Origin of the sequence: Hydrogenophaga flava NBRC 102514, assembly GCF_001571145.1 — a bacterium.
Classification (GTDB): domain Bacteria; phylum Pseudomonadota; class Gammaproteobacteria; order Burkholderiales; family Burkholderiaceae_C; genus Hydrogenophaga; species Hydrogenophaga flava.
The window spans coordinates 10,772-35,727 of sequence record NZ_BCTF01000009.1 but is presented as its reverse complement, the minus strand read 5'-3'; the positions used below and the strand labels follow the sequence as shown (position 1 = coordinate 35,727).

Below are 24,956 nucleotides of genomic sequence, written 5' to 3'. Positions count from 1 at the left end.
GATCAAACGACCTGACCCAGCTTGAAGATTGGCAGGTACATCGATACCACGATGCCACCAATCACCGTGCCCAGTACCACGATGATGATGGGCTCCATCAGACTGGACAGACCCGCGACCATATCGTCCACTTCGGCCTCGTAGAAGTCAGCGGCCTTGCCCAGCATGTGGTCGATGGAACCGGACTCTTCACCGATGGCACACATCTGCAGCACCATAGAAGGGAAGATGTTGGCATTGGTCATGGCGTTGGTCAGGCTGGTGCCAGTCGACACCTCCTGCTGGATGCGCTCGGTGGCTTTGGAAAAAACCGAATTCCCTGATGCACCTCCGACAGAGTCGAGCGCTTCGACCAACGGAACGCCGGCCGCGAACATGGTGGCCAGTGTGCGGGTCCATCGTGCGATGACCGACTTTTCCACCAATGCCCCGAAGATGGGCATTTTCAACAGCAGCCGGTCCATGAACATCTGCACTTTTTCATTGCGCTTCCAAGCCTGCATGAAGAAGTAAGAAACGCCGAAGATGCCACCGAAAATCAACCACCAGTATTCGGTGAAAAACTCGCTCATCGCAATCACGAACAAGGTGGGGCCGGGCAGATCGGCTCCGAACGAGGTAAATACCTGTTTGAAGGACGGGATCACAAAGATCATGATGACCGCCACCACCACGAACGCCACGATGATCACCGCGACCGGATACATGAGGGCCGACTTGATCTTCGACTTCAGCGCCTCCGTTTTCTCCATGTAGATTGCCAGGCGGTCCAGCAACTCTTCCAGGATACCGGCCGCCTCCCCAGCTTCGATGAGATTGCAATACAGACTGTCAAAGTACAGCGGGTACTTGCGGAAGGCTGCGCTGAGAGAGGTGCCGGTCTCGACGTCGGACCGGATGTCGTTGAGCAGTTTGGAAAGGCTCGGATTGGGGTTGCCACGTCCCACAATGTCGAAGGCTTGCAGGAGAGGAACGCCTGCCTTCATCATGGTTGCCAACTGGCGGGTGAAGATAGCGATGTCCTTGGGTTTGATCCGCTTGCCCGAGCGCATCCGGCGCTTCTTGACCTTGGTGACCACAATGCCTTGGCGGCGCATGGCGGCCAGCACCTGGTTCTCTCCAATGGCCCGTGTTTCTCCCCGAACCGCTTTTCCGTTGCGATCCTTGCCTTCCCACTCGAACACGAAATCCTGAGTGCCTTTTGATGCTGCGGTAGCCATGTGTTCCTCGTTTCCCGGTCCGGATGGCGATTACTCGTTCGTGACGCTGAGCACTTCGTCCAGCGATGTCACACCCTGCTTGACCTTGAGGAGCCCCGACTCGCGCAGGCTTCTGACACCTTCACGCGACGCCTGTTGGGCAATGTCCAGAGCGCTGCCACCCTTGAGGATGATTCGCTGGATTTCCTCCGAAATAGGCATCACCTGATAGATGCCGACCCGGCCCTTGTAACCGTTGTTGCAGGATGAGCAGCCCACCGGCTTGTACGGAGTCCAGCTTCCATCCAGTTCTTCTGCCTTGTACCCGGCATCCAGCAAGGCTTTGCGCGGCACATCCAGCGGTGCTTTGCAATTTGGGCACAGGCGCCTTGCAAGTCGCTGGGCGGTGATGAGAATCACGCTGGAAGCAATGTTGAACGTGGGGATACCCATGTTCATCATGCGCGTGAGTGTGGTCGGGGCGTCATTGGTATGCAGTGTCGACAGGACCATGTGGCCAGTCTGGGCAGCCTTGATCGAGATGTCTGCAGTTTCAAGATCGCGAATTTCGCCGACCATGATGACGTCCGGATCTTGCCGCAGGAACGCCTTGAGCGCGGCAGCAAACGTCAGACCCGCCTTTTCGTTGACGTTGACCTGGTTGACGCCAGGCAGGTTGATTTCCGACGGGTCTTCTGCCGTGGAGATGTTGATGCCGGGCTTGTTCAGCAGGTTCAGGCAGGTATAGAGCGAGACGGTCTTGCCCGAGCCCGTCGGACCTGTGACGAGCACCATGCCGTATGGTCGTGAGATCGCGCTGAGCAGACGCTCCTTCTCCTCCGGCTCGTAGCCGAGGGCATCGATGCCCACTTTGGCACTGCTGGGGTCGAGAATACGGATCACGATCTTCTCACCGAACAGCGTTGGCAAAGTGCTGACACGAAAGTCGATCACCCGCTCAGGCCCTACCTTGAGCTTCATGCGGCCGTCTTGGGGAACCCGTTTCTCGGAGATGTCCATTCTGGAAATCACCTTGATGCGGGACGCGAGCTTGTCCTTGATCGCAACTGGCGGCGAGGCGATTTCGCGCAACTCCCCGTCGATGCGAAAACGCACCCGGTAGTTGTGCTCGTATGGCTCAAAGTGGAGGTCCGACGCCCGCATGTTGAACGCGTCCAGCAACATCTTGTGCAAGAACTTAACCACCGGCGCGTCATCGACTTCCGACGATGTGGTCTTGTCGGATTCGGTCGTGACAGCTTCAGCTGCAAACTCGTCGAACTCGAACTCGCCGCCGACGATCTGGTCCATCGCCTCATTGGCGGTGGTGGATTGCGCTTCAATGAGCTTGCTGAGCTTGTCGTACTCGGCGATGACCCAGTCCACACCCAACTGGGTCGCAAACTTGATCTTCTCTGCAGCCTGCTGATCGGCCGGGTCGGCCGTAGCCACCATCAAACGGTTGTTGCGTTTGCTGAGGACAACAATGCGGTAATCGCTGCAGATCTTGGGGTCTAGCAGGCCTTTGGGCAGTCTCTGAAGGTCGATCGCATCAAGATCCAGCAGGGGCGCTGCGAACGCCGTGGACATGGTGTGAGCGAGATCGGAAGCGGAAACGGCCCCAGAACCTGTCAGTTCTGCAATGAAGCTGGTGCGCCCGCTTTGAGCCTTCTTGTACAGATCTTCGGCGGCCTTTTGTCCCAGCTTTCCTGCGCTCACCAGCGCCCTGCCCAATCCGGGCAGAGCCATGGAAGGCGTATCTTGAGGGGCTGTTTCGACAGATGCCATAACCGCGTAATCTATCGTAAATCAACAACTTGGAAGACACAATTCACCCAAACTGTGTCGAAATCGTACCTGCGCATAGGCAGTGCGTTGTATGAAGGTATCGATTGATGCCCGCGAGGCCGGTGGAAACCGGTGCAGGCAGACAAAAAACTTGGTCGGGGTGAGAGGATTCGAACCTCCGGCCTCTACGTCCCGAACGTAGCGCTCTACCAGGCTAAGCTACACCCCGCCGAAGCGCGCGATCTGGCGTAAGCCGATCTGCGCCGTTTTTGTCTGTCAGGAGCGTCGCTCCAACAAGTCAGCCGCCAATTGTAGCAAAGCCGAACGGTGCGGGTTGTCCGGCAGCGTTCGAGCTGCTTCCATGGCTCGGCGGGCCTCGGCCATGGCACTTGATCGGGCGGCCTCGAGGGCGCCTGTTTCTCGAGTGATGTGCAGGATGGTGTCCATGTGTTCCACGTCTCCTTCAACGATGGCGGCCTGCAGTAGTCGCTGCTGTTCGGGCGATGCCTTTTTGAGTGCGCAGATGATGGGGAGCGTCACCTTTCCTTCGCGCAGGTCATCGCCCAGGTTTTTGCCCAACTCCTGTGCATCTCCCTCGTAGTCAAGGACATCGTCAATCACCTGGAACGCAGTACCCAGCGCCTGGCCATAGACGGCACATGCGCTTTCCACCTCGGCAGACGCTCCTGCAAGGATCGGAGCCAGTCGGGCGCTTGCTTCAAACAGCTTGGCGGTTTTAGATCGGATCACGCGGAGATAGGCGGTCTCGTCGAGAGAGGGGTCGTGCATGTTCACCAACTGCTGCACTTCTCCTTCGGCAATGACATTGGTGGCATCGGAAAGCACCTGCATGACCCGCATGTTGTCCACATCTACCATCATCTGGAATGCGCGGGAATACAAGAAGTCACCCACCAGCACGCTGGGTGCATTTCCGAACCGTTCGTTGGCGGTGGCGCGGCCTCTCCGCAGTGTGGATTCGTCCACCACATCGTCATGCAAAAGGGTTGCGGTGTGGATGAACTCAACCACAGCGGCCAGGGTGTGTCGGTGCTGGTGGTCGCTCCCCAGGGCGCCGCTGACGAGCAGCAGCAGGGCTGGTCGCAATCGCTTGCCGCCCGCAGAGATGATGTATTGGGACACTTCCTTGACCAGAGGAACCTCGGAGGTGAGGCGCTCATTGATCACCAGGTCAACGGCCCGCATGTCCAGCCGTATCAGGTCGAGAGGCGAGTCGTTGGGAGGGCTTGCTGGTGTCAAGATCGGCTACCGCGGTTCGGCTGAGTGAAGTGCGCGGATTATAGGAACCGGGCAGGGCGTGCCTGATCGGCGTCCATGTGGGAGTGGCGACCTTCCGGTTGCTCGCTTTGGGATGTGTCGTGCCACTTCCTGTTGGAGGTTGAAGGGTGCTACAATTCGCGGTTCGGCGGAAGTCCGTCTGCCGAGTGCCAGGCAAATCCCTGCTGGCAAAAACTTCATGAGGTTCCTATGTACGCGGTCATAAAAACCGGTGGCAAGCAATATCGCGTTGCTGCCGGCGAAAAAATTAAAGTAGAACAGATTGCTGCGGAAGTGGGCCAGGAAATCGTGATCGACCAGGTTCTGGCTGTCGGCAATGGCAGCGAACTCAAGGTTGGCACTCCCCTGGTCTCTGGCGCAACAGTCAAGGCCACCGTGGTGGCTCATGGTCGGCACGACAAGGTGCGCATTTTCAAGATGCGTCGTCGCAAGCACTACCAGAAGCGCCAGGGTCATCGTCAAAATTTCACCGAGCTGCAGATCGCTGTGATCGCCGCCTGAGGAGTAGTTTGAAATGGCACAGAAAAAAGGCGGCGGCTCTACGCGAAACGGGCGTGATTCCAAGCCCAAGATGCTCGGTGTGAAGGCATTCGGTGGTGAGCTGGTCAGTGCCGGTTCCATCATCGTGCGCCAGCGCGGTACCAAGTTCCATCCCGGCACCAACGTCGGTGTGGGCAAGGACCACACCCTGTTCGCGACTGCGGACGGGCATGTGACCTTCGCTACCAAGGGTGCACTGAACCGTCATACCGTGAGCATCACGCCGGTGTGATGCGGTGGCCCTTCCGGGCCACTGGCTGTATGGCAGCATCCTGTGGAAAGGCCCGCCGTTCGCGGGCCTTTTTTGTTTGATTTTTCGGAAGCACTGATCATGAAGTTTGTGGACGAAGCCACGATCGATGTCGCTGCAGGCGATGGCGGCAACGGCTGCGCGTCGTTCCGGCATGAGAAGTACAAGGAGTTCGGTGGTCCGGACGGTGGGGACGGTGGCCGTGGCGGCCATGTCTACGCTCTTGCAGATGCCAGCCTGAACACACTGGTGGACTTTCGTTACACGCGCCGTTTTGAGGCGCAGCGAGGCGAGCACGGCAAGGGGTCCGACATGTTTGGCGTCAAGGGTGATGACATCGTCCTCAAGATGCCGGTGGGAACCATCATTTCCGACGCAGAGACGGGTGACGTGCTGTTCGAGTTGCTCCAGCCGGGTGAACAGATCACCATTGCCAAAGGCGGTGATGGTGGCTTTGGCAACATGCACTACAAGAGTTCCACCAACCGGGCGCCCCGGCAGAAGACGCCCGGTTGGCCCGGGGAGCGGCGCACGCTCAAGCTGGAGCTCAAGGTACTGGCGGATGTCGGTCTGCTGGGAATGCCGAATGCGGGCAAGTCGACTCTGATTGCAGCCATTTCCAACGCGCGGCCGAAGATCGCGGACTACCCGTTCACCACGCTGCACCCCAACTTGGGGGTGGTGCGCGTGGGGCCAGAGAAGAGCTTTGTGGTGGCCGATGTGCCGGGCCTGATCGAGGGTGCCTCGGAAGGAGCAGGTCTGGGGCATCAGTTCCTTCGTCACCTGCAGCGCACCCGGCTGTTGCTGCATCTTGTGGATGTGGCGCCCTTCGACGACACGGTAGATCCGGTGCAGCAGGCCAAGGCCATTGCGGCCGAGCTCAAGAAGTTCGATCCGGAGCTGTACGCCAAGCCTCGATGGCTGGTGCTCAACAAGCTGGACATGGTCCCGGCCGAAGAGCGGGAATCCCGGGTGAAAGACATCGTCAAGAGGCTCAGGCACAAGGGACCGATGTTCGAGATTTCAGCGCTCACCCGTGAAGGCTGCGAACTGCTGGTCCAAAAGATCTGCGCACACATTGCCAAGGTTCACGAAGATGCGCAGGCACCTGCTGTGGTAGACCCACGCTTTGCTGGCAGTGATCAACAACCCGATTGACGAAACACCGATACGACCATGGCAGATGTGGGAAGCCCAGCGACCGCTCATATCAACGACCTGAGCGGTATTCCTCCGGTGGTGAGGTCTGCGCGACGCATTGTCGTCAAAGTGGGATCCAGTCTGGTCACCAATGAAGGGCGGGGGCTGGACGAGGCGGCCATCGGCCACTGGAGTCAGCAGCTGGCAGCCCTTGTTCAAGACGGGCGTGAGCTGATCATGGTCAGCAGCGGTGCCGTCGCCGAGGGCATGAAGCGGCTGGGCTGGACGAGCCGTCCGAAAGAAATCAACGAACTGCAGGCTGCGGCAGCCGTCGGGCAAATGGGGCTGGTCCAGATGTATGAGACCAAGCTGCGCGAGTGTGGCGTCGGCAGTGCGCAGGTGCTGCTGACACACGCGGATCTGGCTGATCGCGAGCGCTATCTCAACGCACGGTCCACACTGCTGACATTGCTTCAGCTTGGAGTGGTTCCGGTGATCAACGAAAACGACACCGTTGTCAACGACGAGATCAAGTTCGGTGACAACGACACGCTGGGCGCCCTGGTGGCCAATCTGGTTGAGGCGGATGTATTGATCATCCTGACGGACCAGAAAGGGTTGTACACCGCAGATCCGCGCCGTGATCCTTCGGCGACCTTTGTGCATGTGGCGCGCGCAGGTGACCCGCAACTGGAGGCCATGGCCGGTGGCGCGGGTTCTGGCATTGGCAAGGGCGGAATGATCACCAAGATCCTGGCGGCCAAACGTGCCGCCGGTTCGGGGGCGTCCACCGTGATCGCGTGGGGGCGTGAGCCGCGCGTGTTGCAGCGCCTTTGTGATGGTGAGGCCATTGGAACCTGTCTGGTGGCTCAGACCGCGAAACAGCAGGCGCGAAAGCAGTGGATGGCCGACCACTTGCAGATGCGAGGTGCGGTCTTGGTCGACGCAGGGGCAGTCGAAAAGATCGTGGGCGAAGGCAAAAGCCTGCTGCCCATCGGCATGACCGGTGTCGAGGGGGAGTTCTCGCGCGGCGACGTGATTGCGGTACGGGGTGCGGACGGAACAGAGATAGCGCGCGGCCTGGCGAACTACGCCAGCCCGGAAGCGCGACTGATCTGCCGCAGATCGTCTGCAGATTTTGAACGTCTGCTGGGCTACGCCGCCGAGCCCGAGATGATCCACCGAGACAACCTGGTGCTCACGCGCACCTGAGCAGGGGACTTGTCCCGGGTGGTCAGTCCAGGCCGGGACGAGGCTGGGCCTGGGGGTCGGGGTCGAAGCTGGCGCCTGGCGGCAGTTCCATGCCGCCGGGACACAGACGGGGCATGGCGTGAGGGATCTGTTCCGCGCCGGATCGCTGCGGCCTGACACCCGAGCGCAGGTAGCGGTTGCGGTGGTCGTTCTTGGGCAGGTAACGCGCCAGTTCGGTCAACGCCATTTCGTACACACCGCGCTTGAACTCGACCACCACATCGAGTGGCACCCAGTAGTCGTGCCAGCGCCAGGCATCGAATTCAGGATGGTCGGTGGCACGCAGGTTCAGGTTCCAGTCCTGCGCGACGAGGCGCAGCAGGTACCAGATCTGTTTCTGACCTTTGTAGTGACCGCGGGCATCTCTGCGGATGAACCGGTCTGGCACTTCGTAGCGCAACCAGTCCCGCGTGCGGGCGACGATGCAGACATGTTCGGGCTTGAGCCCCACCTCTTCGTGCAGCTCCCGGTACATGGCCTGCTCGGGGGTTTCCCCTCGGTCGATGCCGCCCTGCGGAAACTGCCAAGAGTGGGAGCGGATGCGCTTGCCCCAGAACACCTGATTTCGCTGGTTGAGCAGAATGATGCCGACATTGGGCCTGAAGCCTTCTCTGTCAAGCATAATCAACCCCAAATTTTTGAACTGTCTGGATTATGCATCGCGCATGACAAATTGCGTACCAGATGCGATGCCGCAGCGGCCCAACGCCGGGTAAACACCGACCGACGGAGCCACTGCGCTCCAGCCACTTTCCGACCTGTCTCCATGCCCTTGTCCACCTTTGTGGTGGTTTGCCCATGAAAGCCTCCCAGTTCCTCATCACCACCCTCAAGGAAGCCCCCGCCGATGCCGAGGTGGTGAGCCACCAGCTGATGACCCGTGCCGGCATGATCCGCAAGCTCGGCGCCGGTATCTACAACTACATGCCCATGGGGTTGCGCGTGATCCAGAAGGTGGAGGCCATCGTGCGCGAGGAGATGAACCGGGCTGGCGCGGTTGAGATGACCATGCCGGTCGTGCAGCCGGCCGAACTCTGGCAGGAGACCGGCCGCTTCGAGAAGATGGGGCCGGAGCTGCTGCGCATCAAAGACCGGCACGAGCGGGACTACATCATTCAGCCGACCAGCGAAGAGGTGGTGACCGACGTGGCGCGCCAGGAGCTGCGCAGCTACAAGCAGCTGCCCAAGAACCTGTACCAGATCCAGACCAAGTTCCGCGACGAGCGCCGGCCGCGCTTTGGCCTGATGCGCGGGCGCGAGTTCATCATGAAGGACGCCTATTCCTTCGACCGCGACGAGGCTGGCGCCAAGGCCAGCTACCAGGTCATGGCGGCGGCATACCGCCGCATCTTCGACCGGTTCGGCCTGAAGTACCGCGCGGTGGCTGCCGACAGCGGTGCCATTGGTGGCGATCTGAGCGAGGAGTTCCAGGTGATCGCGGCGACCGGGGAAGACGCCATCGTGTATTGCCCGGCCAGCGACTATGCGGCCAACATGGAGAAGGCCGAGGCGCTGGCGCCGGCTGGTCCGCGGCCCGCGCCGGCCAATCCGATGGTGAAGACCGCCACACCGGGCAAGAGCACCTGCGCCGATGTGGCCGAGTACCTGGGCGTGCCGCTGGTCATCACGGTCAAGTCGCTGGTACTGGCGACCGACGAGCTCAACGAGGCCGGGGAAATAGTCAAGAGCCAGGTTTGGCTGCTGCTCCTGCGCGGTGACCACGACATGAACGAGGTCAAGGTGAGCAAGGTGCCTGGTCTGGACAAGGGGTTCCGCTTCGCAAGCATCCCCGAGATCGACGCGCACTTCGGCTGCAAGCCCGGGTACCTGGGGCCGGTCGGTCTGAAGCAGTCGCTCAAGATCGTGGCCGACCGCGAGGTGGCGGTGATGGCCGATTGGATCTGCGGTTCCAACGAGCCCGATTTCCACACCACGGGCGTGAACTGGGGTCGCGATCTGCCCGAGCCTGACCTGGTGGCGGATCTGCGCAATGTCGTTGAAGGCGATCCTTCGCCTGATGGCAAGGGGCCGTTGGCTATCGAGCGCGGCATCGAGGTCGGTCACGTGTTCTACCTGGGCACCAAGTACAGCAAGGCCATGAACGCGACCTTCCTGGACACCGATGGCAAGCCCAAGCATTTCGAGATGGGTTGCTACGGCATCGGCATCACGCGCCTGCCGGCGGCGGCCATTGAGCAGAACCATGATGAGCGTGGCATCGTCTGGCCCGACGCGATCGCACCCTTCACCGTTGTGGTTTGCCCGGTCGGTGCCGACCGCAGCGAGGCTGTGAAAGCCGCGGCGGACGAACTCTACGCTGGCTTGCTGGCCGCGGGCGTGGACGTGATCCTGGACGACCGCGGTGAGCGCCCGGGTGCCATGTTCGCGGACTGGGAACTGATCGGCGTGCCACACCGCTTAACCATCGGTGATCGGGGTCTCAAGGAAGGCATGGTCGAGTACCAGCACCGCCGCGACGCCGCTGCGACCAAGGTGCCGGCCGCTGAAGCCCTGGCCTTCGTCAAGGGTCGACTGGGCGCGTGAACGCCGAACGGCCGCTCCGAAGGTGTTCAGCCCTGCAGTGCGCAGCACGGAAGGTTGCTCGATGACCGCAACCATGTCCTCTTTGGACCGCCGCCAGTGCCTGCTGCGTGTGGCGGCGTTGGGTTCGGCCGGATGGCTGGGCACAGGTCTGGTGCATGCCGGCGGTCAGGTGGAAGAGCCCCTGGCCGATTCGGTGCGCACGGCGCTCAGTTCGGCCATCGCCAACAGCGCGCCGCCGGTGCCCGAGTTCACCGACACCGAGAAGCGGCTGGCCTATCTGCGCTGGATGAGCGCGATGAGCGAGCGTCTTAAGAAGCGCAAGCCGGATTTCCAGACCCGCATCGAATTCCTTCAGACCGTCTGGTATGAGACCCGCCGCGCCGGGCTGGACACGACCATGGTGATGGGGCTGATCCAGGTCGAGAGCGCGTTCCGCAAGTTCGCCATCTCGCGTGTGGGCGCACGCGGCTACATGCAGATCATGCCGTTCTGGTCGCGCCTGATCGGCGACGGTGACCCTGGCAAGCTGTTCCACATGCAGACCAACATCCGCTTCGGCTGTGTGATCCTGCGCCACTACCTGGACCGCGAGCGTGGCGACACCTTCATGGCGCTGGGGCGCTACAACGGCAGCCGTGGCCGCGCCGAGTACCCCAACGCGGTGTACGCGGCGGCCCGAAACTGGGTGCTTCCGGCCGTCTGAGGGCCAGAGCGCTCACTGCAGGAAACCGATCCTTGTTTTGCCGCTGCCCGCCTTGGGCAGATCGCCCGATTCCACGCTGAACCGGTCCGCCAGGCGGGCGTTGCCAAAGGCCGTGACCAAGGCACGCCGCATCTCCCGCGGCGCCATGGTGGCGAGCAGGTCGAGCACATCGTCGGCCGGTTCCGGATCGAAGCGCTTGCCCCAGTCGTGTTCTCCCCGGATGCTGCCGTAGAGGTGTGCGGCAATGCGGCGCGCCGCTTCGGGCGAGGGAGGCTGGATTTCGAACACGTTCATCCGGTTGAGGATGGGGTCGGGGATGCTGCGCTCGTCGTTGGCGGTGGTGATCCAGATCACCTGACTGGCATCGATCGGCACTTCCGCGAACTCGTCGATGAAGTTCTGCGCCGTGTCGTGCTCCAACAGGCCGTAGAGCGCACCGAGCGGGTCGTACTGCGCGTCGGCCGCCGCCTTGTCGATCTCGTCGACCACGATCACCGGGTTGGCGTACTGACCGTCCACCAGCGCTTCGAACACCTTGCCAGGCTTGGCGCCCTTCCACTGCGAAGAAGAGCCCGACAGCAGCCAGCCGGCGGTCATGCTGCTCATGGGGACGAGGCTCATTCCGGTGCCCAGCAGGTCGGCGATCTGCTTGGCGAAGTGGGTCTTGCCGACGCCTGGTGGGCCGAGCAGCAGGATGGGGGTGACTTCCAGGCTGTCGTGGCTGTCCTGGCTCAGGGCTACGTGGCGCTTGACGTCATCGAGCACCTCGGTGAAGTTGGGCAGCAGGTCGTACAGCGGGGCCATGTCGGGCACGCCCGAAGGCTTGACAGCGAAACGCTGGGGACCACGTTCGAGCATGCGCTGGTAGGTGTTGCGCAGGCCTTCGTGTTCGCGCTCGTTGCCACTGGCCTGGAGCTGGCCAAGCTTGAGCTCGACCGCGTCGGCGCTGAACACACTGCGCATCCGGGCGATGGGCAGTCCGAGGGTGGGGGAAGCGACCAGGCTGCAAGAGCTCATTCGGTTCTCCTGGAGGTTCGAAGGACAGCTTCATTCAAGCACAACACGTGCCTACCCGTAACGCCGGAAGAACCCTGAAATACCAGGACTTTACGAGCGATGAAACGAAAGTGTGCAGAGCTTCACGCCGTAACTCATGCCAGAAAGTACAAAGCCGCCCGAAGGCGGCTTTCCCACAGGCGCGGGGGCGATGCTCAGGCTTGACCGCTGATGGTCTTCTGCAGTTCACCCGACTCGTACATCTCCATCATGATGTCCGAACCGCCGATGAACTCGCCCTTGACGTAGAGCTGGGGGATGGTGGGCCAGTTGCTGTATTCCTTGATGCCTGCGCGGATGCCGTCGTCTTCCAGCACGTTGACGGTCTTGAGCGCCTTGGTGTCCACGCCGCAGGCCTTGAGGATCTGGATGGCGCGGCCGGAGAAGCCGCACATGGGGAAGCTGGCGCTGCCCTTCATGAACAGCACGATGTCGTTGGATTTGACCAGCTGGTCGATCTGGGATTGCACGTCGCTCATGGGCTTGTCCTGTGTCGGTTCGTTGAGGGCGCCGGAAGCTGCCGGCCGATAGCGGATTATCGCAAGCCGGGCCAGCGGCCGCCGCTGCAGCGTTCAATGCCCGCCAGATCGGTCCGGCTGCAAAAGTCTTCGAACCCCCGGGTGCCCAGCAGTTCCCGCACGGCCGCCGCCTGGTCGTGGCCATGCTCCAGCAGCAACCAGCCGCCAGTGTGCAGCGCGGCGGGCGCTTGCGCCACGATCTGGCGGAGGTCGTCCAGTCCGTCGGGGCCGGCGGTCAGGGCGGTGAGGGGTTCGTGGCTGAGGGCGGGCAGGTGCGGGTCGCCTTCGGCGATGTAGGGCGGGTTGCTGGCGATCACGTGGAAGCGCTCGCCTGGCACTGCGGCCAGCCAGGCGCCCTGGGCGAAGCGCACCGGCAGGTTCAGCCGTTGTGCATTGGCTTGCGCGACCACCAAGGCCTCGGCGCTGGCGTCGGTGGCGATGACCTGTGCATCTGGTCGGCGGGAGGCGACGGTCAGCGCGATGGCGCCGCTGCCGGTGCCCAGGTCCAGCAGGCGGGGCGCTTCGGCACCACCGGGCGTTGGCAGTGCGTCCAGTGCCCAGTCCACCAGCACCTCGGTGTCCGGGCGCGGCACCAGCACGCGGGCGTCGACCTGCAGGTTCAGGCCGCCAAACTCCTTCTCGCCGAGCAGGTAGGCCACCGGCTCGCCCGTCTGGCGTCGTCGCTGTAGCGTCTGCCAGCGCGTCGCCGCTTCCGGCGGTAGCGGGTCGCTGTCGTGTGTGATCAGCCAGGCGCGGTCGTGCGGCGAGCGGCCCAGCGCATGCAGCAGCAGCATCTGCGCGTCGAGCCGGTCAAGGCCAGCGGCCGCGGCCTGCCGCAGGGCTTCTTGCAGCGCGTTCATCGGCTGTTCTGCTGTTCGAGATCGGCCAGCAACTCGGCCCCCCGCGCCACCTGCAGCGCGTGGATCACGTCGCCCAGGTCGCCCTCCATCACCTGCAGCAGCTTGTAGAGCGTGAGGTTGATGCGGTGGTCGGTCAGGCGGCCCTGGGGGAAGTTGTAGGTGCGGATGCGGTCGCTGCGGTCGCCGCTGCCGACCAGGCCCTTGCGCGTGGCGGCTTCCTTGGCGGCGCGTTCGCTGCGCTCCTTTTCCTGGATGCGCGCCTGCAGCACCTGCAGCGCCTTGGCCTTGTTGCTGTGCTGGCTGCGGCCGTCCTGGCACTCAGCCACGATGCCGGTGGGCAGGTGCACCACGCGCACGGCAGAGTCTGTCTTGTTGATGTGCTGGCCGCCGGCGCCGCTGGCGCGGAAGGTGTCAATGCGCAGGTCGGCCGGGTTGAGTTTGACCGCCTCGGCCTCGTCGGGCTCGGGCATCACCGCCACGGTGGCGGCGCTGGTGTGGATGCGGCCCTGTGTCTCAGTGGCGGGCACGCGCTGCACGCGATGGCCGCCCGATTCGAAGCGCAGCTGGCCGTAGACGTTGGCGCCCGGGCCACGCCCGGCGATGCGCAGCACCACCTCCTTGTAGCCACCCAGTTCGCTGGGCGATTCGCTCACGATTTCGGTGGTCCAGCCCTGGCTGTCGGCGTAGCGGGTGTACAGGCGGGCCAGGTCGCCCGCGAACAGCGCCGACTCGTCGCCGCCGGTGCCGGCGCGGATTTCGACGAAGGCTGGGCGTTCGTCGTCCGGGTCTTTAGGCAGCAGCAGGTGTTGCAGCTCTTCGTCCAGCCGTTCCAGGTCGGCTTTTGCCGTGTCGATTTCCTCCTGCGCCATGTCAGCCATCTCGGGGTCGGCCAACATCTCCTGCGCAGCAGCCAGATCGGCCTCGCGCTGCTGGTGGCGGTCGAACGCCTCCACGATCACCGAAGCGTCAGCGTGTTCGCGGCTGAGCGTGCGAAAACGCTCCAGATCGCTCACCACGTCGGGAGCGGAGAGCAGGGCGTCCAGCTCGTGCAGGCGGGCTTTCTGGCGCAGCAGGGTGTCGCGGACAAAGGGTTTCATGCGAAAGGCAAAAGGAAGCGACGGCGGCAAGGGGCGCACGGGGCCGGCGGACCGTGCAGGGCGCCCGAGGGCGCCGGGCGGCGTCGCTAGGACTTTTCGCGCAGGAACAGGCGCGAGACGGTCTGTGCCGTGGCGGCGCGGGTCTCGGCGTCGCCGGCGTGCAGCTCGGCCAGGGTGCCGTGCAGCATCTTCTGCGTCAGTCCCTTGGACAGGGCTTCGAGCACGTTCTCGACCGGCTCGCCCTTGGCCAGCAGCTTCTTCGCACGGGCCAGTTCGGCGGCGCGCCAGGCGTCGGCCTGGGCGTTGATTTGTTGGATCAGGGGCACCACGCCGCCCTTGGCAGGGTTGCGCTGGTCCAGCCAGTGCATGAAGCTGAGCACGCCCGCGTCGATGATGGCCTCGGCCTGGGCCACGGCGGCCTGGCGGTTTTCCTTGCCGGTCTGCACCACGCTGGCCAGGTCGTCCACGGTGTAGAGGTACACGTCGGACAGGCCTTTGACCTCGATCTCGATGTCGCGCGGCACGGCCAGGTCGACCATGAACATGGGGCGGTGCCGGCGCTTCTTGAGCGCCCGTTCCACGGCACCCAGGCCGATGATGGGCAGGGTGCTGGCGGTGCAGCTGACCACCGCGTCGAACTCGTGCAGGCGTTCGGGGATGTCGGCCAGGCGCATGACCTGGGCACCGAAGCGACCGGCCAGGGCCTCTCCGCGTTCCAGTGTGCGGTTGGCGATGGCCATGCTCTTGGGGGTCTTGGCCGCGAAGTGCGTGGCGGCCAGTTCGATCATTTCGCCGGCGCCGACGAACAGCACCTTGATGTCCTTGAGGTCTTCGAACAGCTGCGAAGCCAGGCGCACGGCTGCGGCGGTCATGCTGATCGAGTGGGCACCGATCTCGGTGGAGGTGCGAACCTGCTTGGCGACCGCAAAGGAGCGCTGGAACAGCTGGTGCAGCGTGGTGCCCAGGGCGCCCGCTTCGTCGGCGGCGCGCACCGCGTCCTTCATCTGGCCGAGGATCTGGGCCTCGCCCAGCACCATGCTGTCCAGCCCGCTGGCGACGCGGAAGGCGTGGCGCGCGGCCTCACCTTCGCGAAGGATGTAGGCGTGGTCCTTGAGCACATGGGTGCTGACGCCGCCGGTCTGGGCCAGCCAGTCCAGGGTGGGCTCGACAGCCGACTGTTCGCCCGCGGCGTACAGCTCGGTGCGGTTGCAGGTGGACAGCAGTGTGGCCTCGGGCTGGAGCGACAGACTGCTGCGGTAGCCATCGAGCGTGCGCGGGATCTGGTCGAGCGCAAAGGCAAAGCGGCCCCGCAAATCAAGCGGAGCCGTGTGGTGGTTGATGCCGAGGGCCCAGACAGACATGGCGCGGATTATAAAATTCGCCGCCTCTGCCCGGACGGATTTCAACACCTATGTCGTTTCTGGCCCTGATCGGGCACTTTGCCAACTTCATCGCCCCGGCCATCGGGGTGGCCGTGTTGCTGTGGGGCCTGCCCCGGATCTTGCCGAAAGCGCGGGTGGGGCGGTGGGGCGCACGCCGCGAACTGCTGGCGCTCTGCGCGCTGGGCGCGGTGGTGTTGCTGGCCGGGCTGGTCCTTTTCGGCCGGGACGGCAAGATGCTCAGCTACACAGTGCTGGTGCTGGCCCAGGGCTCTCTGGGCTGGTGGCTGCGCAGGCGCTGACCGGGCGCCGCGCCGTCAGTCGGGCGCGAACAGGTCGACCCGGTCGGTGATCAGGCCGTCGATGCCCAGTCCCCAGAGCCGTTCGGCTTCCTGCGGCTCGTTCACCGTGTAGGCCAGAGCGCGCATCTGGCTGCCATGCACAGCGGCCATCACCTCGGCCGTCCAGAGCACCTGATCGCAGACCACGGCCACGCAGTCCAGCCGCTGCGTCATCTCCAGCCAGCCGTCCCACAGTGTCTCCAGCAACAGGCCACGAGGGAGCTGCGGCGCGGTTTCTTTGGCCCCGGCCAGTGACTCTGGCTGAAACGATGTCAGCAACGGCGGGATGGGGGCGTCCGCCCACAGACGGGCTGCTTCCCGCGCGACGACCCGCCCGGTTTCTTCATCCAGTCCCGGTGTGGGCTTGATTTCGATGTTGAGCAGGCAGGCATTCGCACGACAGAAGCACGCCACGCCCTCCAGCGTGGGCAGGCGCTCACCCGCGTACTGGCGCGAGTGCCAACTGCCGGCGTCGCGCAGGCTCAGTTCCGCCCAGGGCTGATGGCCGGCGATGCCCTGGCCATCGGTGGTGCGGTCCAGCGTGTCGTCGTGAAGCAGGAAGACCTGGCCATCGGCGCTGAGCTTGGCGTCGCACTCGGCCATGCGGTAGCCGTGCTGCGCGCCCAGACGGAACGCGGCCAGGGTGTTTTCCGGGGCCAGCTTGCCGGCGCCGCGGTGGGCGATCCAGCGCGGGTAGGGCCAGGGGGTGGGGGTGTCCTTCACAGGCGTGCTCCTGTCTGCTGGTCGAACCAGTGCAGCCGGTCCTGGCGCGGGCACGCCACCACTGTGCTGCCGACTTCGGGTGCGCCCTGGTCCTCGTGGGTGCGGATGATCAGCGTCTCGTCGCCCAGGCGGGCGTGGATCAGTCGCTCGGCACCGAGCAATTCCACTGTCTCGACCTGCAGGCTCCAGCCCTCCGGCGCGAGATCGATGTGTTCGGGGCGGATGCCCATGGTGCAGCCCGGCCGCCCCCCAGGCGCGTTGTTCAGCAGGTTCATCGGGGGCGATCCCATGAAGCTGGCGACGAAGGTGGTGGCGGGGCGGGAGTAGACCTCTTCGGGGGTGCCGAACTGCTCCATGCGGCCAGCGTTCATCACGATCATGCGTTGCGCCAGCGTCATCGCCTCGACCTGGTCGTGCGTGACGAACAGCGAGGTGATGCCCAGCTCACGGTGCAGCTTCTGGATCTCCAGCCGGGTCTGGGCGCGCAGCTTGGCGTCGAGGTTGGACAGCGGTTCGTCGAACAGAAACACCTGGGGCTGGCGCACGATGGCGCGGCCCATGGCGACGCGCTGGCGCTGCCCGCCCGAGAGCTGGCGCGGCTTGCGGTCCAGCAGGTGACCGAGTTCGAGGATGGCGGCGGCCTTGTCCACGCGCTGGCGGATCTCGGCGGCTAGCAGCTTCTTGATCTTCAGCCCGTAGGCCATGTTCTCGAACACGCTCATGTGCGGGTAGAGCGCGTAGTTCTGGAACACCATGGCAATGTCGCGGTCGGCGGGTTCGAGCTGGTTGACCACGCGCTCGCCGATGCGGATCTCGCCACCGCTGATTTCTTCAAGCCCGGCCACCATGCGCAGCAGCGTCGACTTGCCGCAGCCCGAGGGGCCGACGATGACGATGAACTCGCCGTCGGCGATCTCGGCGTTGACGCCGTGGATGACCTGCAGCGACTGCTTGCCCTGGTGGTATTGCTTGACGACGTTTCGGAAGGAGAGAGAGGCCATGAGGGTGTTTATTTTTCGGTGTCGACCAGGCCCTTGACGAACCATTTCTGCATGAGGATGACGACAAGTGCCGGCGGAATCATCGCCAGCATGGCGGTGGCCATGACCACGTTCCATTCGGTGTAGGCCTCGCCCGAGATCAGGCGCTTGATGCCCAGCACCACCGGGTACATGCTTTCGTCGGTAGTCACCAGCAGCGGCCAGAGGTACTGGTTCCAGCCGTAGATGAACTGGATCACGAACAGCGCCGCGATGGATGTGGCCGACATGGGCAGCAGGATGTCATTGAAGAAGCGCATCGGCCCGGCGCCATCCACCCGCGCGGCCTCCACCAGTTCGTCTGGCACGGTCAGGAAGAATTGCCGGAACAGGAAGGTGGCGGTGGCCGAGGCGATCAGGGGCACGGTGAGGCCGGCGTAGGTGTTGAGCATGCCCAGACTGGCCACCACCTCGTAGGTGGGACCGATGCGCACCTCCACTGGCAGCATCAGCGTGACGAAGATCATCCAGAACACGAGGTTTCGCAGCGGAAAGCGGAAGTAGACGATGGCGAAAGCCGACAGCAGCGAGATCGCGATCTTGCCGATGGCGATCACCAGCGCGCTGATCAGGCTCACCAGCATCATCGGACCGCCCGCAGCGAAGGTGCTGCCCAGGCTGGTCTTTCCGCCAAACAGGGCCAGACGGTAGGTCTCCAGAAAATGCGAACCCGGTACGAGCGACATCGGGCGGCTCTGGGCGATCTGCTCGGCCGACTGGGTGGACCCCACCAGCGTGAGGTAGACAGGGAAGGCCACGATGGCCACGCCGATGATCAATACCGCGTGAGCCACAAAATCAAGAACAGGACGTCGTTCGATCATGGGTGACCCTCAATACTGGACTTTGCGCTCGACGTAGCGGAACTGCACCACTGTGAGCGCGATCACGATCACCATCAGGATCACCGACTGGGCCGCCGAGCCGCCCATGTCCAGCGCCTTGAAGCCGTCGTAGTAGACCTTGTAGACCAGGATGGCGGTGTCCTTGCCAGGCCCCCCCTGCGTGGCTGCATCGACGATGGCGAAGGTGTCGAAGAAGGCGTACACCACGTTGATGACCAGCAGGAAGAAGGTGGTGGGCGAGAGCAGCGGGAACACGATGGTCCAGAAGCGCCGCGCGGGCGAGGCGCCATCGATGGCCGCGGCCTCGATCAGCGACTTGGGAATCGACTGCAGGCCCGCCAGGAAAAACAGGAAGTTGTAGGAGATCTGCTTCCACACCGCGGCCATCACGATCAGTGCCATGGCGTGTTCGCTCTTGAGCAGGTGGTTCCACTCGATGCCCACGAACTGCAGTGCATAGGCCACCACCCCCATGGGCGATGCAAACATGAACACCCAGAGCACGCCGGCCACCGCTGGTGCCACCGCGTAAGGCCAGATCAGCAGTGTCTTGTAGATGCTGGCACCCCTGACCACGCGGTCCGCCATCACTGCCAGCAGCAGCGCGATGCTGAGCCCGGACACGGCGACAAGCACCGAAAACAGCGCGGTGGTCTTGAACGATGCCAGGTAGGTGTCGTCCTCCCACAGGCGCTGGAAGTTCTGCAGGCCGACGAACTCGGTCGAGGTGCCGAAGGCGTCCTGCTGGAGCAGGCTCTGGAACAGCGCCTGGGTGGCCGGCCAGAAAAAGAACACCAGCACGATGACCAGCTGCGGCGCCACCAGCAGCCAGGGCAGCCAGGTGGATCGGAATCGGACGCGTTTTTCCATGGGAGCGGGTAGAGTGACCACGCCGCCCGCAAGCCAGGCTTGCGGGCGGCGTGGTCAGTGGGGTTGCATGCCGGCGGGGGTGCGGTGCCTGCAGGCGGTCACATCTTGCCCTGGTTGGCCTTCTGGAAGCGCTCCAGCTGTTCGTTGCCACGGGTCACGGCCGTGTCCAGGGCCTCCTTGCCGCCCTTTTTGCCGGCCCAGACCTGCTCCAGCTCCTCGTCGATGATGGTGCGGATCTGCACGAAGTTGCCCAGGCGGATGCCACGCGATTTGTCGGTGGTCTTGCGGATCATCTGCGTGACCGACACGTCGGTGCCGGGATTCTGCTTGTAGAAGCCACTCTTGTCGGTCAGCTCGAACGACGCGACGGTCACCGGCAGGTAGCCAGTGCGCTGGTGGCTCTTGGCTGCTTCGTCGGGCTTGGAGAGGTGGGCAAAGAACTGCGCCACACCCTTGTATTCGTCGGCCTTCTTGCCTGACATCACCCACAGGCTGGCGCCGCCGATCACCGTGTTCTGCGGTGCGCCGGCCACATCGGGGTAGTACGGCAGAGTGCCGATACCGGCCGCAAACTTGCTGTTGCGCTTGATGTTGCCGTACAGCGCCGACGAGCCTGTGATCATGGCGCACTCGCCCGAAACAAACACCGCGTCGGCCGCGTTGCCACGGCCCTTGTAGACGAACAGCCCGGTCTTGGCCATGTTGGCCAGGTTCTCGATGTGGCGCACATGCAGCGGGCTGTTGAAGGTCAGGCGGGCGTCGATGCCGCGCATGCCGTTGCCCTTGGTGGCGAACTCGGTGTTGTGCCAAGCCGAAAAGCTCTCCAGCTGGGTCCAGCTGATCCAGCTGGTGGTGAAGGGGCACTTGTGGCCGCTGGCCTTGAGTTTGCCGGCGGCCAGGGCCACTTCGGGCCAGGTCTTGGGCGGATTTTCGGGGTCCAGGCCAGCCGCCTTGAAGGCGTCCTTGTTGTAGTGGAAGACGGGCGTCGAGCTGTTGAACGGGAGGCTGAGCATCTGACCGTTCGGCGCCGTGTAGTAGCCCGCCACCGCCGGTACGTAGGCGGCCGGTTCGAACTTCACGCCGGCATCGGCCATGACTTTGCCCACCGGCACGATGGCGCCCTTGCTGGCCATCATGGTGGCGGTGCCGACTTCGAACACCTGGAGGATGTGTGGCGCATTGCCGGAACGGAAGGCCGCGATGGCGGCTGTCATCGACTCGTCATAGCTTCCCTTGAAAGTGGGAACCACCTTGTACTGGGTCTGGCTGGCGTTGAAGTCCTTGGCCAGGTCGTTGACCCACTCGCCCAGTGCCCCGCCCATCGAGTGCCACCACTGGATTTCAGTCTGTGCCTGGGCGTTGCTGCTGAAACCAAACACAAGCAGAGCGGCGGTGAGGGTCGAGAGGTGTTGGCGCATGGGCATGGTGGGTCTCCTGTAGGTTGAGAGCGGGTTCGATGACACAAAAAAAGCCAGCCTAGGCAACGAATGTGACCGGGACATTGCAGCTTTCTTTCCGAGGGGTGACAACAGGGGCTTTCCATGAGAAGGTGTCGCGCATGTTGCGCTGCGGTACCATCCTTGGTTCAGCTCCGTTTGCTGGCCCATTTCCCTCATGAACGCCCCCACGCCGCTCCCGCTTCTGGAAACCGCCGCAGACGAATCGCCCCGTTTGCGAGAGATCCCCTACAACTACACGTCGTTCTCGGATCGTGAAATCGTGATGCGGTTGTTGGGCTCCCGGGCCTGGGCGCTGCTGGACGAATTGCGCGGTGAGCGACGCACCGGCCGCTCGGCCCGCATGCTCTACGAGGTGCTCGGCGACATCTGGGTCGTGCAGCGCAACCCTTACCTGCAGGACGATCTGCTGGACAACCCCAAGCGCCGCTCGGCGCTGGTTGATGCCCTGCACCACCGCCTGGGCGAGGTGCAGAAGCGCCGCACGCCGCAGGACGATCCGGCGCGCGACGAGTCGGTGGGTCAGCTGCTGACCGCGGCCAAGGGGGCGGTCGAGTCGTTTGCTCGGTCTTTTGAAGAGATGGCCGAACTGCGCCAGCGCACGAACAAGGTGCTGCGCAAGCTGACCGCCAAGGACAACATCAAGTTCGACGGGCTCTCGCGCGTGTCGCACGTGACAGACGCGACCGACTGGCGCGTGGAATACCCCTTCGTGGTGCTTACGCCCGATACCGAAGCCGAGATGGCACACCTGGTCAAGGGCTGCGTCGAGCTGGGCCTGACCATCATCCCGCGCGGCGGCGGCACCGGCTACACCGGCGGTGCGATCCCGCTCACGTGGAAAAGCGTGGTCATCAACACCGAGAAGCTCGAAGCCATGACCGAGGTCGAGCACGTCTCGATTCCGGGCCATGCGCAGCCTGTGGCCACCGTGTGGACCGAGGCCGGTGTGGTCACCCAGCGCGTGGCCGACGCGGCCGAGCGCGCGGGCTATGTGTTCGCGGTCGACCCGACGTCGGCCGAAGCCTCCTGCGTGGGCGGCAACATCGCCATGAATGCGGGTGGCAAGAAGGCGGTGCTCTGGGGCACGGCGCTGGACAACCTGGTGAGCTGGCGCATGGTGACGCCGCAGGCCGAATGGCTGGAGGTCACCCGACAGGACCACAACCTGGGCAAGATCCACGACGCCGAGGTCGCGACGTTCGAATTGAAGTACTTCGCCGCCGACGGCAAGACGCCGCTGCGCACCGAGCAGCTGGCCATTCCGGGCAAGACCTTCCGCAAGGAAGGTCTGGGCAAGGACGTGACCGACAAGTTCCTCAGCGGCCTGCCAGGCATTCAGAAGGAAGGCTGCGACGGCCTCATCACCAGCGGCCGCTGGGTGGTGCACCGCATGCCCGAGCACACCCGCACCGTGTGCCTGGAGTTCTTCGGCAACCCCAAGGACGGCGTGCCTTCGATTGTCGAGATCAAGGACTTCATGTTCGCCGAGCAGAAGCGATCAGGCACGCTGCTGGCGGGCCTGGAGCACCTGGATGACCGCTACCTCAAGGCCGTGGGTTACGCGACCAAGAGCAAGCGCGGCACCCTGCCCAAGATGGTCCTGATCGGCGACATCGTCGGTGACGACGCCGACGCCGTGGCGCGCGCCACCAGCGAGGTGATCCGCCTGGCCAACGGCCGCAGCGGCGAGGGTTTCATCGCCATCAGCTACGAGGCGCGCAAGAAGTTCTGGCTGGACCGCAAGCGGACAGCGGCGATCAGCAAGCACACCAACGCCTTCAAGATCAACGAAGACGTGGTGATCCCGCTGCCGCGCATGGGCGAGTACACCCTGGGCATCGAGCGCATCAACATCGAGCTGTCGCTGCGCAACAAGCTCAAGCTGTGCGACGCGCTGGAGGCATTTTTTGCCCGGGGCAGCCTGCCGCTGGGCAAGACCGACGACGCCAACGACATCCCCAGTGCCGAGCTGCTGGAAGACCGTGTGCAGCAGGCGCTGGCGCTGGTGCGCGAGGTGCGGGCCTTGTGGGCCGGCTGGCTGCGCGACGTGGAAGCGCTGTTCCCGCAGCTGCAGGACCACTCGCTGCGCGCGAGCTGGAAGACTCAGATCCGCGCACCGCTTCAGCAGATCTTCACCGGCGCGGCCTTCGGCCCCATCCTGGCCGAGTGCAATGCCATCCACAAGCGCGTGCTCAAGGGCCGCGTCTGGGTGGCGCTGCACATGCACGCCGGTGACGGCAACGTGCACACCAACATCCCGGTCAACAGCGACGACTACGAGATGCTGCAGACCGCGCACGAGGCGGTGGCCCGCATCATGGTGCTGGCGCGCAGCCTGGACGGGGTGATCTCGGGCGAGCACGGCATCGGTATCACCAAGCTGGAATTCCTGGCCGACGACGAGCTGAACCCGTTCGCTGAGTACAAGGCCAAGGTCGACCCCGAAGGCCGCTTCAACAAGGGCAAGCTCCTGCGGGGTGCGGCACATCAGGCGCTGGTGGCGGGCGATGCCAGCGTGCGCCAGGCCGATCTGGCCAACGCTTACACGCCCTCGTTCGGCCTGATGGGGCACGAGTCGCTGATCATGCAGCAGAGCGACATCGGCGCCATCGCCGATTCGGTCAAGGACTGCCTGCGTTGTGGCAAGTGCAAACCGGTGTGTGCCACGCACGTGCCGCGCGCCAACCTGCTCTACAGCCCGCGCAACAAGATCCTCGCGACTTCGCTGCTGATCGAGGCCTTCCTGTATGAAGAGCAGACGCGCCGCGGCATCAGCATCAAGCATTGGGAAGAGTTCGAGGACGTGGCCGACCACTGCACGGTCTGCCACAAGTGCCTGAGCCCGTGTCCGGTGAAGATCGACTTCGGCGACGTGTCGATGAACATGCGCAACCTGCTGCGCAAGATGGGGCAGAAGAGCTGGCGTCCGGGCAATGCTGCGGCCATGTTCTTCCTCAACGCCACGAACCCCGAGACCATCAAGTTCATGCGTTCGGCCATGGTGGATGTGGGCTTCAAGGCCCAGCGCTTGGCCAACAACCTGCTCAAGCCGGCCGCCAGGGCGCAGAGCAGCGCGCCACCCGCCAGCCTGGGTCCCGCGCCTATCAAGGAGCAGGTGATCCACTTCATCAACAAGAAGATGCCGGGTGGCCTGCCCAAGAAGACAGCGCGTGCGCTGCTGGACATCGAAGACAAGGACTACGTCCCGATCATCCGCAACCCGCAGGGCACCACCAGCGAGACCGAAGCGGTGTTCTATTTCCCGGGTTGCGGCTCGGAGCGCCTGTTCAGCCAGGTCGGCCTGGCCACGCAGGCCATGTTGTGGCACGCGGGTGTTCAGACCGTGCTGCCGCCCGGCTACCTGTGCTGTGGCTACCCGCAGCGCGGCTCGGGCCAGTTCGACAAGGCCGAGAAGATGATCACCGACAACCGGGTGCTGTTCCACCGCGTGGCCAACACGCTGAACTACCTGGACATCAAGACGGTGGTGGTGTCCTGTGGCACCTGCTACGACCAGCTCGCGGGCTACGAGTTCGACAAGATCTTCCCCGGCTGCCGCATCATCGACATTCACGAGTACCTGCTGGAGAAGGGCATCACGCTGCCGGCGGGGCAGGGTGGCTATCTCTACCACGACCCCTGCCACAGCCCGATGAAGCTGCAGGACCCGATGAAGACCGTCAAGGCCTTGGTGGGCGATGGCGTGGTCAAGAGCGAGCGCTGTTGCGGCGAGAGCGGCACGCTCGGTGTGAGCAGGCCCGACATTTCGACCCAGATCCGCTTCCGCAAGGAAGAGGAAATCCGCAAGGGCGAAGCGGCCCTGCGCGCTGCCGGCACGGTGGGCGAGAAGGCCAACGTCAAGATGCTGACCTCCTGCCCGAGCTGCCTGCAGGGCCTGTCGCGCTACACCGACGACCTGCAGAACGGGCTGCTCGAGGCCGACTACATCGTGGTCGAGATGGCGCGCCAGATTCTGGGCGAGAACTGGCTGCCCGAATACGTCGAGAAAGCAAACCAGGGCGGTATCGAGCGCGTGCTGGTCTGAATACACTG

At 63.8% G+C, this 24,956-nt stretch carries 22 protein-coding genes and 1 tRNA gene; 8 read left to right on the top strand and 15 right to left on the bottom strand.

From position 1 onward, the window contains the following. Positions 1–2: 2 nt before the first annotated feature. From HFL01S_RS09590 to HFL01S_RS09575, 4 genes are all read right to left on the bottom strand, one after another. Entirely contained in the window at positions 3–1,220 is a 1,218-nt protein-coding gene (locus HFL01S_RS09590) for a type II secretion system F family protein (RefSeq protein WP_066257798.1), read from the bottom strand. 30 nt (positions 1,221–1,250) lie between these two features. Then, positions 1,251–2,987 carry a type IV-A pilus assembly ATPase PilB gene (gene pilB / locus HFL01S_RS09585; RefSeq protein ID WP_066257796.1) on the bottom strand — a complete coding sequence of 579 codons (1,737 nt, stop codon included), beginning with the start codon at positions 2,985–2,987 and terminating at the stop codon, positions 1,251–1,253. Positions 2,988–3,139: 152 nt separating this feature from the next. Next, positions 3,140–3,216: transfer RNA gene (locus tag HFL01S_RS09580), tRNA-Pro, on the bottom strand. A 47-nt stretch (positions 3,217–3,263) separates the two neighbouring features. Further along, positions 3,264–4,193 carry a polyprenyl synthetase family protein gene (locus HFL01S_RS09575; protein ID WP_066257795.1) on the bottom strand — a complete coding sequence of 310 codons (930 nt, stop codon included), beginning with the start codon at positions 4,191–4,193 and terminating at the stop codon, positions 3,264–3,266. Positions 4,194–4,475: 282 nt separating this feature from the next. Between HFL01S_RS09575 and rplU the strand changes: the two genes are divergently transcribed. The 4 genes from rplU to proB all read left to right on the top strand — a co-directional run bounded on the left by rplU (position 4,476) and on the right by proB (position 7,428). Further along, a complete protein-coding gene (gene rplU, locus HFL01S_RS09570; protein ID WP_066257794.1) occupies positions 4,476–4,787 on the top strand; it encodes a 50S ribosomal protein L21 in 312 nt (103 codons plus the stop codon). 13 nt (positions 4,788–4,800) lie between these two features. Next, positions 4,801–5,058 carry a 50S ribosomal protein L27 gene (gene rpmA / locus HFL01S_RS09565; RefSeq protein WP_066257792.1) on the top strand — a complete coding sequence of 86 codons (258 nt, stop codon included), beginning with the start codon at positions 4,801–4,803 and terminating at the stop codon, positions 5,056–5,058. 99 nt (positions 5,059–5,157) lie between these two features. Then, positions 5,158–6,234 carry an Obg family GTPase CgtA gene (gene cgtA / locus HFL01S_RS09560; protein WP_066257991.1) on the top strand — a complete coding sequence of 359 codons (1,077 nt, stop codon included), beginning with the start codon at positions 5,158–5,160 and terminating at the stop codon, positions 6,232–6,234. Between the two features lie 18 nt (positions 6,235–6,252). After that, positions 6,253–7,428 carry a glutamate 5-kinase gene (gene proB / locus HFL01S_RS09555; protein WP_084383187.1) on the top strand — a complete coding sequence of 392 codons (1,176 nt, stop codon included), beginning with the start codon at positions 6,253–6,255 and terminating at the stop codon, positions 7,426–7,428. Positions 7,429–7,450: 22 nt separating this feature from the next. Here proB and HFL01S_RS09550 read toward each other — a convergent pair whose 3' ends face one another. Further along, on the bottom strand, positions 7,451–8,089 hold the full coding sequence (locus HFL01S_RS09550) for an RNA pyrophosphohydrolase (RefSeq protein ID WP_066257790.1): 639 nt from the start codon (positions 8,087–8,089) through the stop codon (positions 7,451–7,453). A 176-nt stretch (positions 8,090–8,265) separates the two neighbouring features. Between HFL01S_RS09550 and HFL01S_RS09545 the strand changes: the two genes are divergently transcribed. Together HFL01S_RS09545 and HFL01S_RS09540 are read left to right on the top strand one after the other, a co-directional pair. Beyond that, positions 8,266–10,011 (top strand): proline--tRNA ligase, encoded by a 1,746-nt coding sequence (locus HFL01S_RS09545; RefSeq protein WP_066257788.1) that lies wholly within the window; start codon positions 8,266–8,268, stop codon positions 10,009–10,011. A 73-nt stretch (positions 10,012–10,084) separates the two neighbouring features. Continuing rightward, positions 10,085–10,714 carry a lytic transglycosylase domain-containing protein gene (locus tag HFL01S_RS09540; RefSeq protein ID WP_369407721.1) on the top strand — a complete coding sequence of 210 codons (630 nt, stop codon included), beginning with the start codon at positions 10,085–10,087 and terminating at the stop codon, positions 10,712–10,714. 12 nt (positions 10,715–10,726) lie between these two features. Here HFL01S_RS09540 and HFL01S_RS09535 read toward each other — a convergent pair whose 3' ends face one another. The 5 genes from HFL01S_RS09535 to hemA form a co-directional block, all read right to left on the bottom strand. Further along, positions 10,727–11,731, bottom strand: a complete 1,005-nt coding sequence (locus HFL01S_RS09535; RefSeq protein ID WP_066257784.1) for an AAA family ATPase — start codon at positions 11,729–11,731, stop codon at positions 10,727–10,729. Positions 11,732–11,925: 194 nt separating this feature from the next. Next, complete coding sequence (grxD, locus tag HFL01S_RS09530) at positions 11,926–12,249, bottom strand: Grx4 family monothiol glutaredoxin (RefSeq protein ID WP_066257782.1); 324 nt, start codon at positions 12,247–12,249, stop codon at positions 11,926–11,928. Between the two features lie 56 nt (positions 12,250–12,305). Then, on the bottom strand, positions 12,306–13,148 hold the full coding sequence (prmC, locus tag HFL01S_RS09525) for a peptide chain release factor N(5)-glutamine methyltransferase (protein WP_066257780.1): 843 nt from the start codon (positions 13,146–13,148) through the stop codon (positions 12,306–12,308). Beyond that, complete coding sequence (prfA, locus tag HFL01S_RS09520; protein WP_066257779.1) at positions 13,145–14,245, bottom strand: peptide chain release factor 1; 1,101 nt, start codon at positions 14,243–14,245, stop codon at positions 13,145–13,147. Before prfA ends, prmC begins: the two co-directional genes overlap by 4 nt. Positions 14,246–14,331: 86 nt before the next feature. After that, a complete protein-coding gene (gene hemA, locus HFL01S_RS09515) occupies positions 14,332–15,606 on the bottom strand; it encodes a glutamyl-tRNA reductase (protein WP_066257778.1) in 1,275 nt (424 codons plus the stop codon). 50 nt (positions 15,607–15,656) lie between these two features. Here hemA and HFL01S_RS09510 point away from each other — a divergent pair, with 50 nt between their 5' ends. Then, entirely contained in the window at positions 15,657–15,926 is a 270-nt protein-coding gene (locus tag HFL01S_RS09510; protein ID WP_066257776.1) for a hypothetical protein, read from the top strand. A 15-nt stretch (positions 15,927–15,941) separates the two neighbouring features. On the opposite strand, the gene ugpQ is transcribed toward HFL01S_RS09510, so the two are convergent. The 5 genes from ugpQ to ugpB all read right to left on the bottom strand — a co-directional run bounded on the left by ugpQ (position 15,942) and on the right by ugpB (position 20,861). Beyond that, on the bottom strand, positions 15,942–16,688 hold the full coding sequence (gene ugpQ / locus HFL01S_RS09505; protein WP_066257774.1) for a glycerophosphodiester phosphodiesterase: 747 nt from the start codon (positions 16,686–16,688) through the stop codon (positions 15,942–15,944). Then, positions 16,685–17,689, bottom strand: a complete 1,005-nt coding sequence (locus HFL01S_RS09500; protein ID WP_066257771.1) for a sn-glycerol-3-phosphate import ATP-binding protein UgpC — start codon at positions 17,687–17,689, stop codon at positions 16,685–16,687. The genes ugpQ and HFL01S_RS09500 overlap by 4 nt, the downstream gene beginning before the upstream one ends. 8 nt (positions 17,690–17,697) lie before the next feature. Further along, a complete protein-coding gene (gene ugpE, locus HFL01S_RS09495; protein WP_066257770.1) occupies positions 17,698–18,552 on the bottom strand; it encodes a sn-glycerol-3-phosphate ABC transporter permease UgpE in 855 nt (284 codons plus the stop codon). Positions 18,553–18,561: 9 nt separating this feature from the next. After that, positions 18,562–19,443 (bottom strand): sn-glycerol-3-phosphate ABC transporter permease UgpA, encoded by an 882-nt coding sequence (gene ugpA / locus HFL01S_RS09490; protein ID WP_066257769.1) that lies wholly within the window; start codon positions 19,441–19,443, stop codon positions 18,562–18,564. A 98-nt stretch (positions 19,444–19,541) separates the two neighbouring features. Continuing rightward, a complete protein-coding gene (gene ugpB, locus HFL01S_RS09485; protein WP_245644777.1) occupies positions 19,542–20,861 on the bottom strand; it encodes a sn-glycerol-3-phosphate ABC transporter substrate-binding protein UgpB in 1,320 nt (439 codons plus the stop codon). 196 nt (positions 20,862–21,057) lie between these two features. Here ugpB and HFL01S_RS09480 point away from each other — a divergent pair, with 196 nt between their 5' ends. Then, a complete protein-coding gene (locus HFL01S_RS09480; protein WP_066257765.1) occupies positions 21,058–24,948 on the top strand; it encodes a DUF3683 domain-containing protein in 3,891 nt (1,296 codons plus the stop codon). Positions 24,949–24,956 lie beyond the last annotated feature (8 nt).

Bases quoted from the DNA above. Each gene is read 5' to 3' on its own strand.
- HFL01S_RS09590 (WP_066257798.1), bottom strand. From the start codon at position 1,220: ATGGCTACCGCAGCATCAAAAGGCACTCAGGATTTCGTGTTCGAGTGG.
- pilB (WP_066257796.1), bottom strand. From the start codon at position 2,987: ATGGCATCTGTCGAAACAGCCCCTCAAGATACGCCTTCCATGGCTCTG.
- HFL01S_RS09575 (WP_066257795.1), bottom strand. From the start codon at position 4,193: ATGCGGGCCGTTGACCTGGTGATCAATGAGCGCCTCACCTCCGAGGTT.
- rplU (WP_066257794.1), top strand. From the start codon at position 4,476: ATGTACGCGGTCATAAAAACCGGTGGCAAGCAATATCGCGTTGCTGCC.
- rpmA (WP_066257792.1), top strand. From the start codon at position 4,801: ATGGCACAGAAAAAAGGCGGCGGCTCTACGCGAAACGGGCGTGATTCC.
- cgtA (WP_066257991.1), top strand. From the start codon at position 5,158: ATGAAGTTTGTGGACGAAGCCACGATCGATGTCGCTGCAGGCGATGGC.
- proB (WP_084383187.1), top strand. From the start codon at position 6,253: ATGGCAGATGTGGGAAGCCCAGCGACCGCTCATATCAACGACCTGAGC.
- HFL01S_RS09550 (WP_066257790.1), bottom strand. From the start codon at position 8,089: ATGCTTGACAGAGAAGGCTTCAGGCCCAATGTCGGCATCATTCTGCTC.
- HFL01S_RS09545 (WP_066257788.1), top strand. From the start codon at position 8,266: ATGAAAGCCTCCCAGTTCCTCATCACCACCCTCAAGGAAGCCCCCGCC.
- HFL01S_RS09540 (WP_369407721.1), top strand. From the start codon at position 10,085: ATGTCCTCTTTGGACCGCCGCCAGTGCCTGCTGCGTGTGGCGGCGTTG.
- HFL01S_RS09535 (WP_066257784.1), bottom strand. From the start codon at position 11,731: ATGAGCTCTTGCAGCCTGGTCGCTTCCCCCACCCTCGGACTGCCCATC.
- grxD (WP_066257782.1), bottom strand. From the start codon at position 12,249: ATGAGCGACGTGCAATCCCAGATCGACCAGCTGGTCAAATCCAACGAC.
- prmC (WP_066257780.1), bottom strand. From the start codon at position 13,148: ATGAACGCGCTGCAAGAAGCCCTGCGGCAGGCCGCGGCCGCTGGCCTT.
- prfA (WP_066257779.1), bottom strand. From the start codon at position 14,245: ATGAAACCCTTTGTCCGCGACACCCTGCTGCGCCAGAAAGCCCGCCTG.
- hemA (WP_066257778.1), bottom strand. From the start codon at position 15,606: ATGTCTGTCTGGGCCCTCGGCATCAACCACCACACGGCTCCGCTTGAT.
- HFL01S_RS09510 (WP_066257776.1), top strand. From the start codon at position 15,657: ATGTCGTTTCTGGCCCTGATCGGGCACTTTGCCAACTTCATCGCCCCG.
- HFL01S_RS09500 (WP_066257771.1), bottom strand. From the start codon at position 17,689: ATGGCCTCTCTCTCCTTCCGAAACGTCGTCAAGCAATACCACCAGGGC.
- ugpE (WP_066257770.1), bottom strand. From the start codon at position 18,552: ATGATCGAACGACGTCCTGTTCTTGATTTTGTGGCTCACGCGGTATTG.
- ugpA (WP_066257769.1), bottom strand. From the start codon at position 19,443: ATGGAAAAACGCGTCCGATTCCGATCCACCTGGCTGCCCTGGCTGCTG.
- ugpB (WP_245644777.1), bottom strand. From the start codon at position 20,861: ATGCGCCAACACCTCTCGACCCTCACCGCCGCTCTGCTTGTGTTTGGT.
- HFL01S_RS09480 (WP_066257765.1), top strand. From the start codon at position 21,058: ATGAACGCCCCCACGCCGCTCCCGCTTCTGGAAACCGCCGCAGACGAA.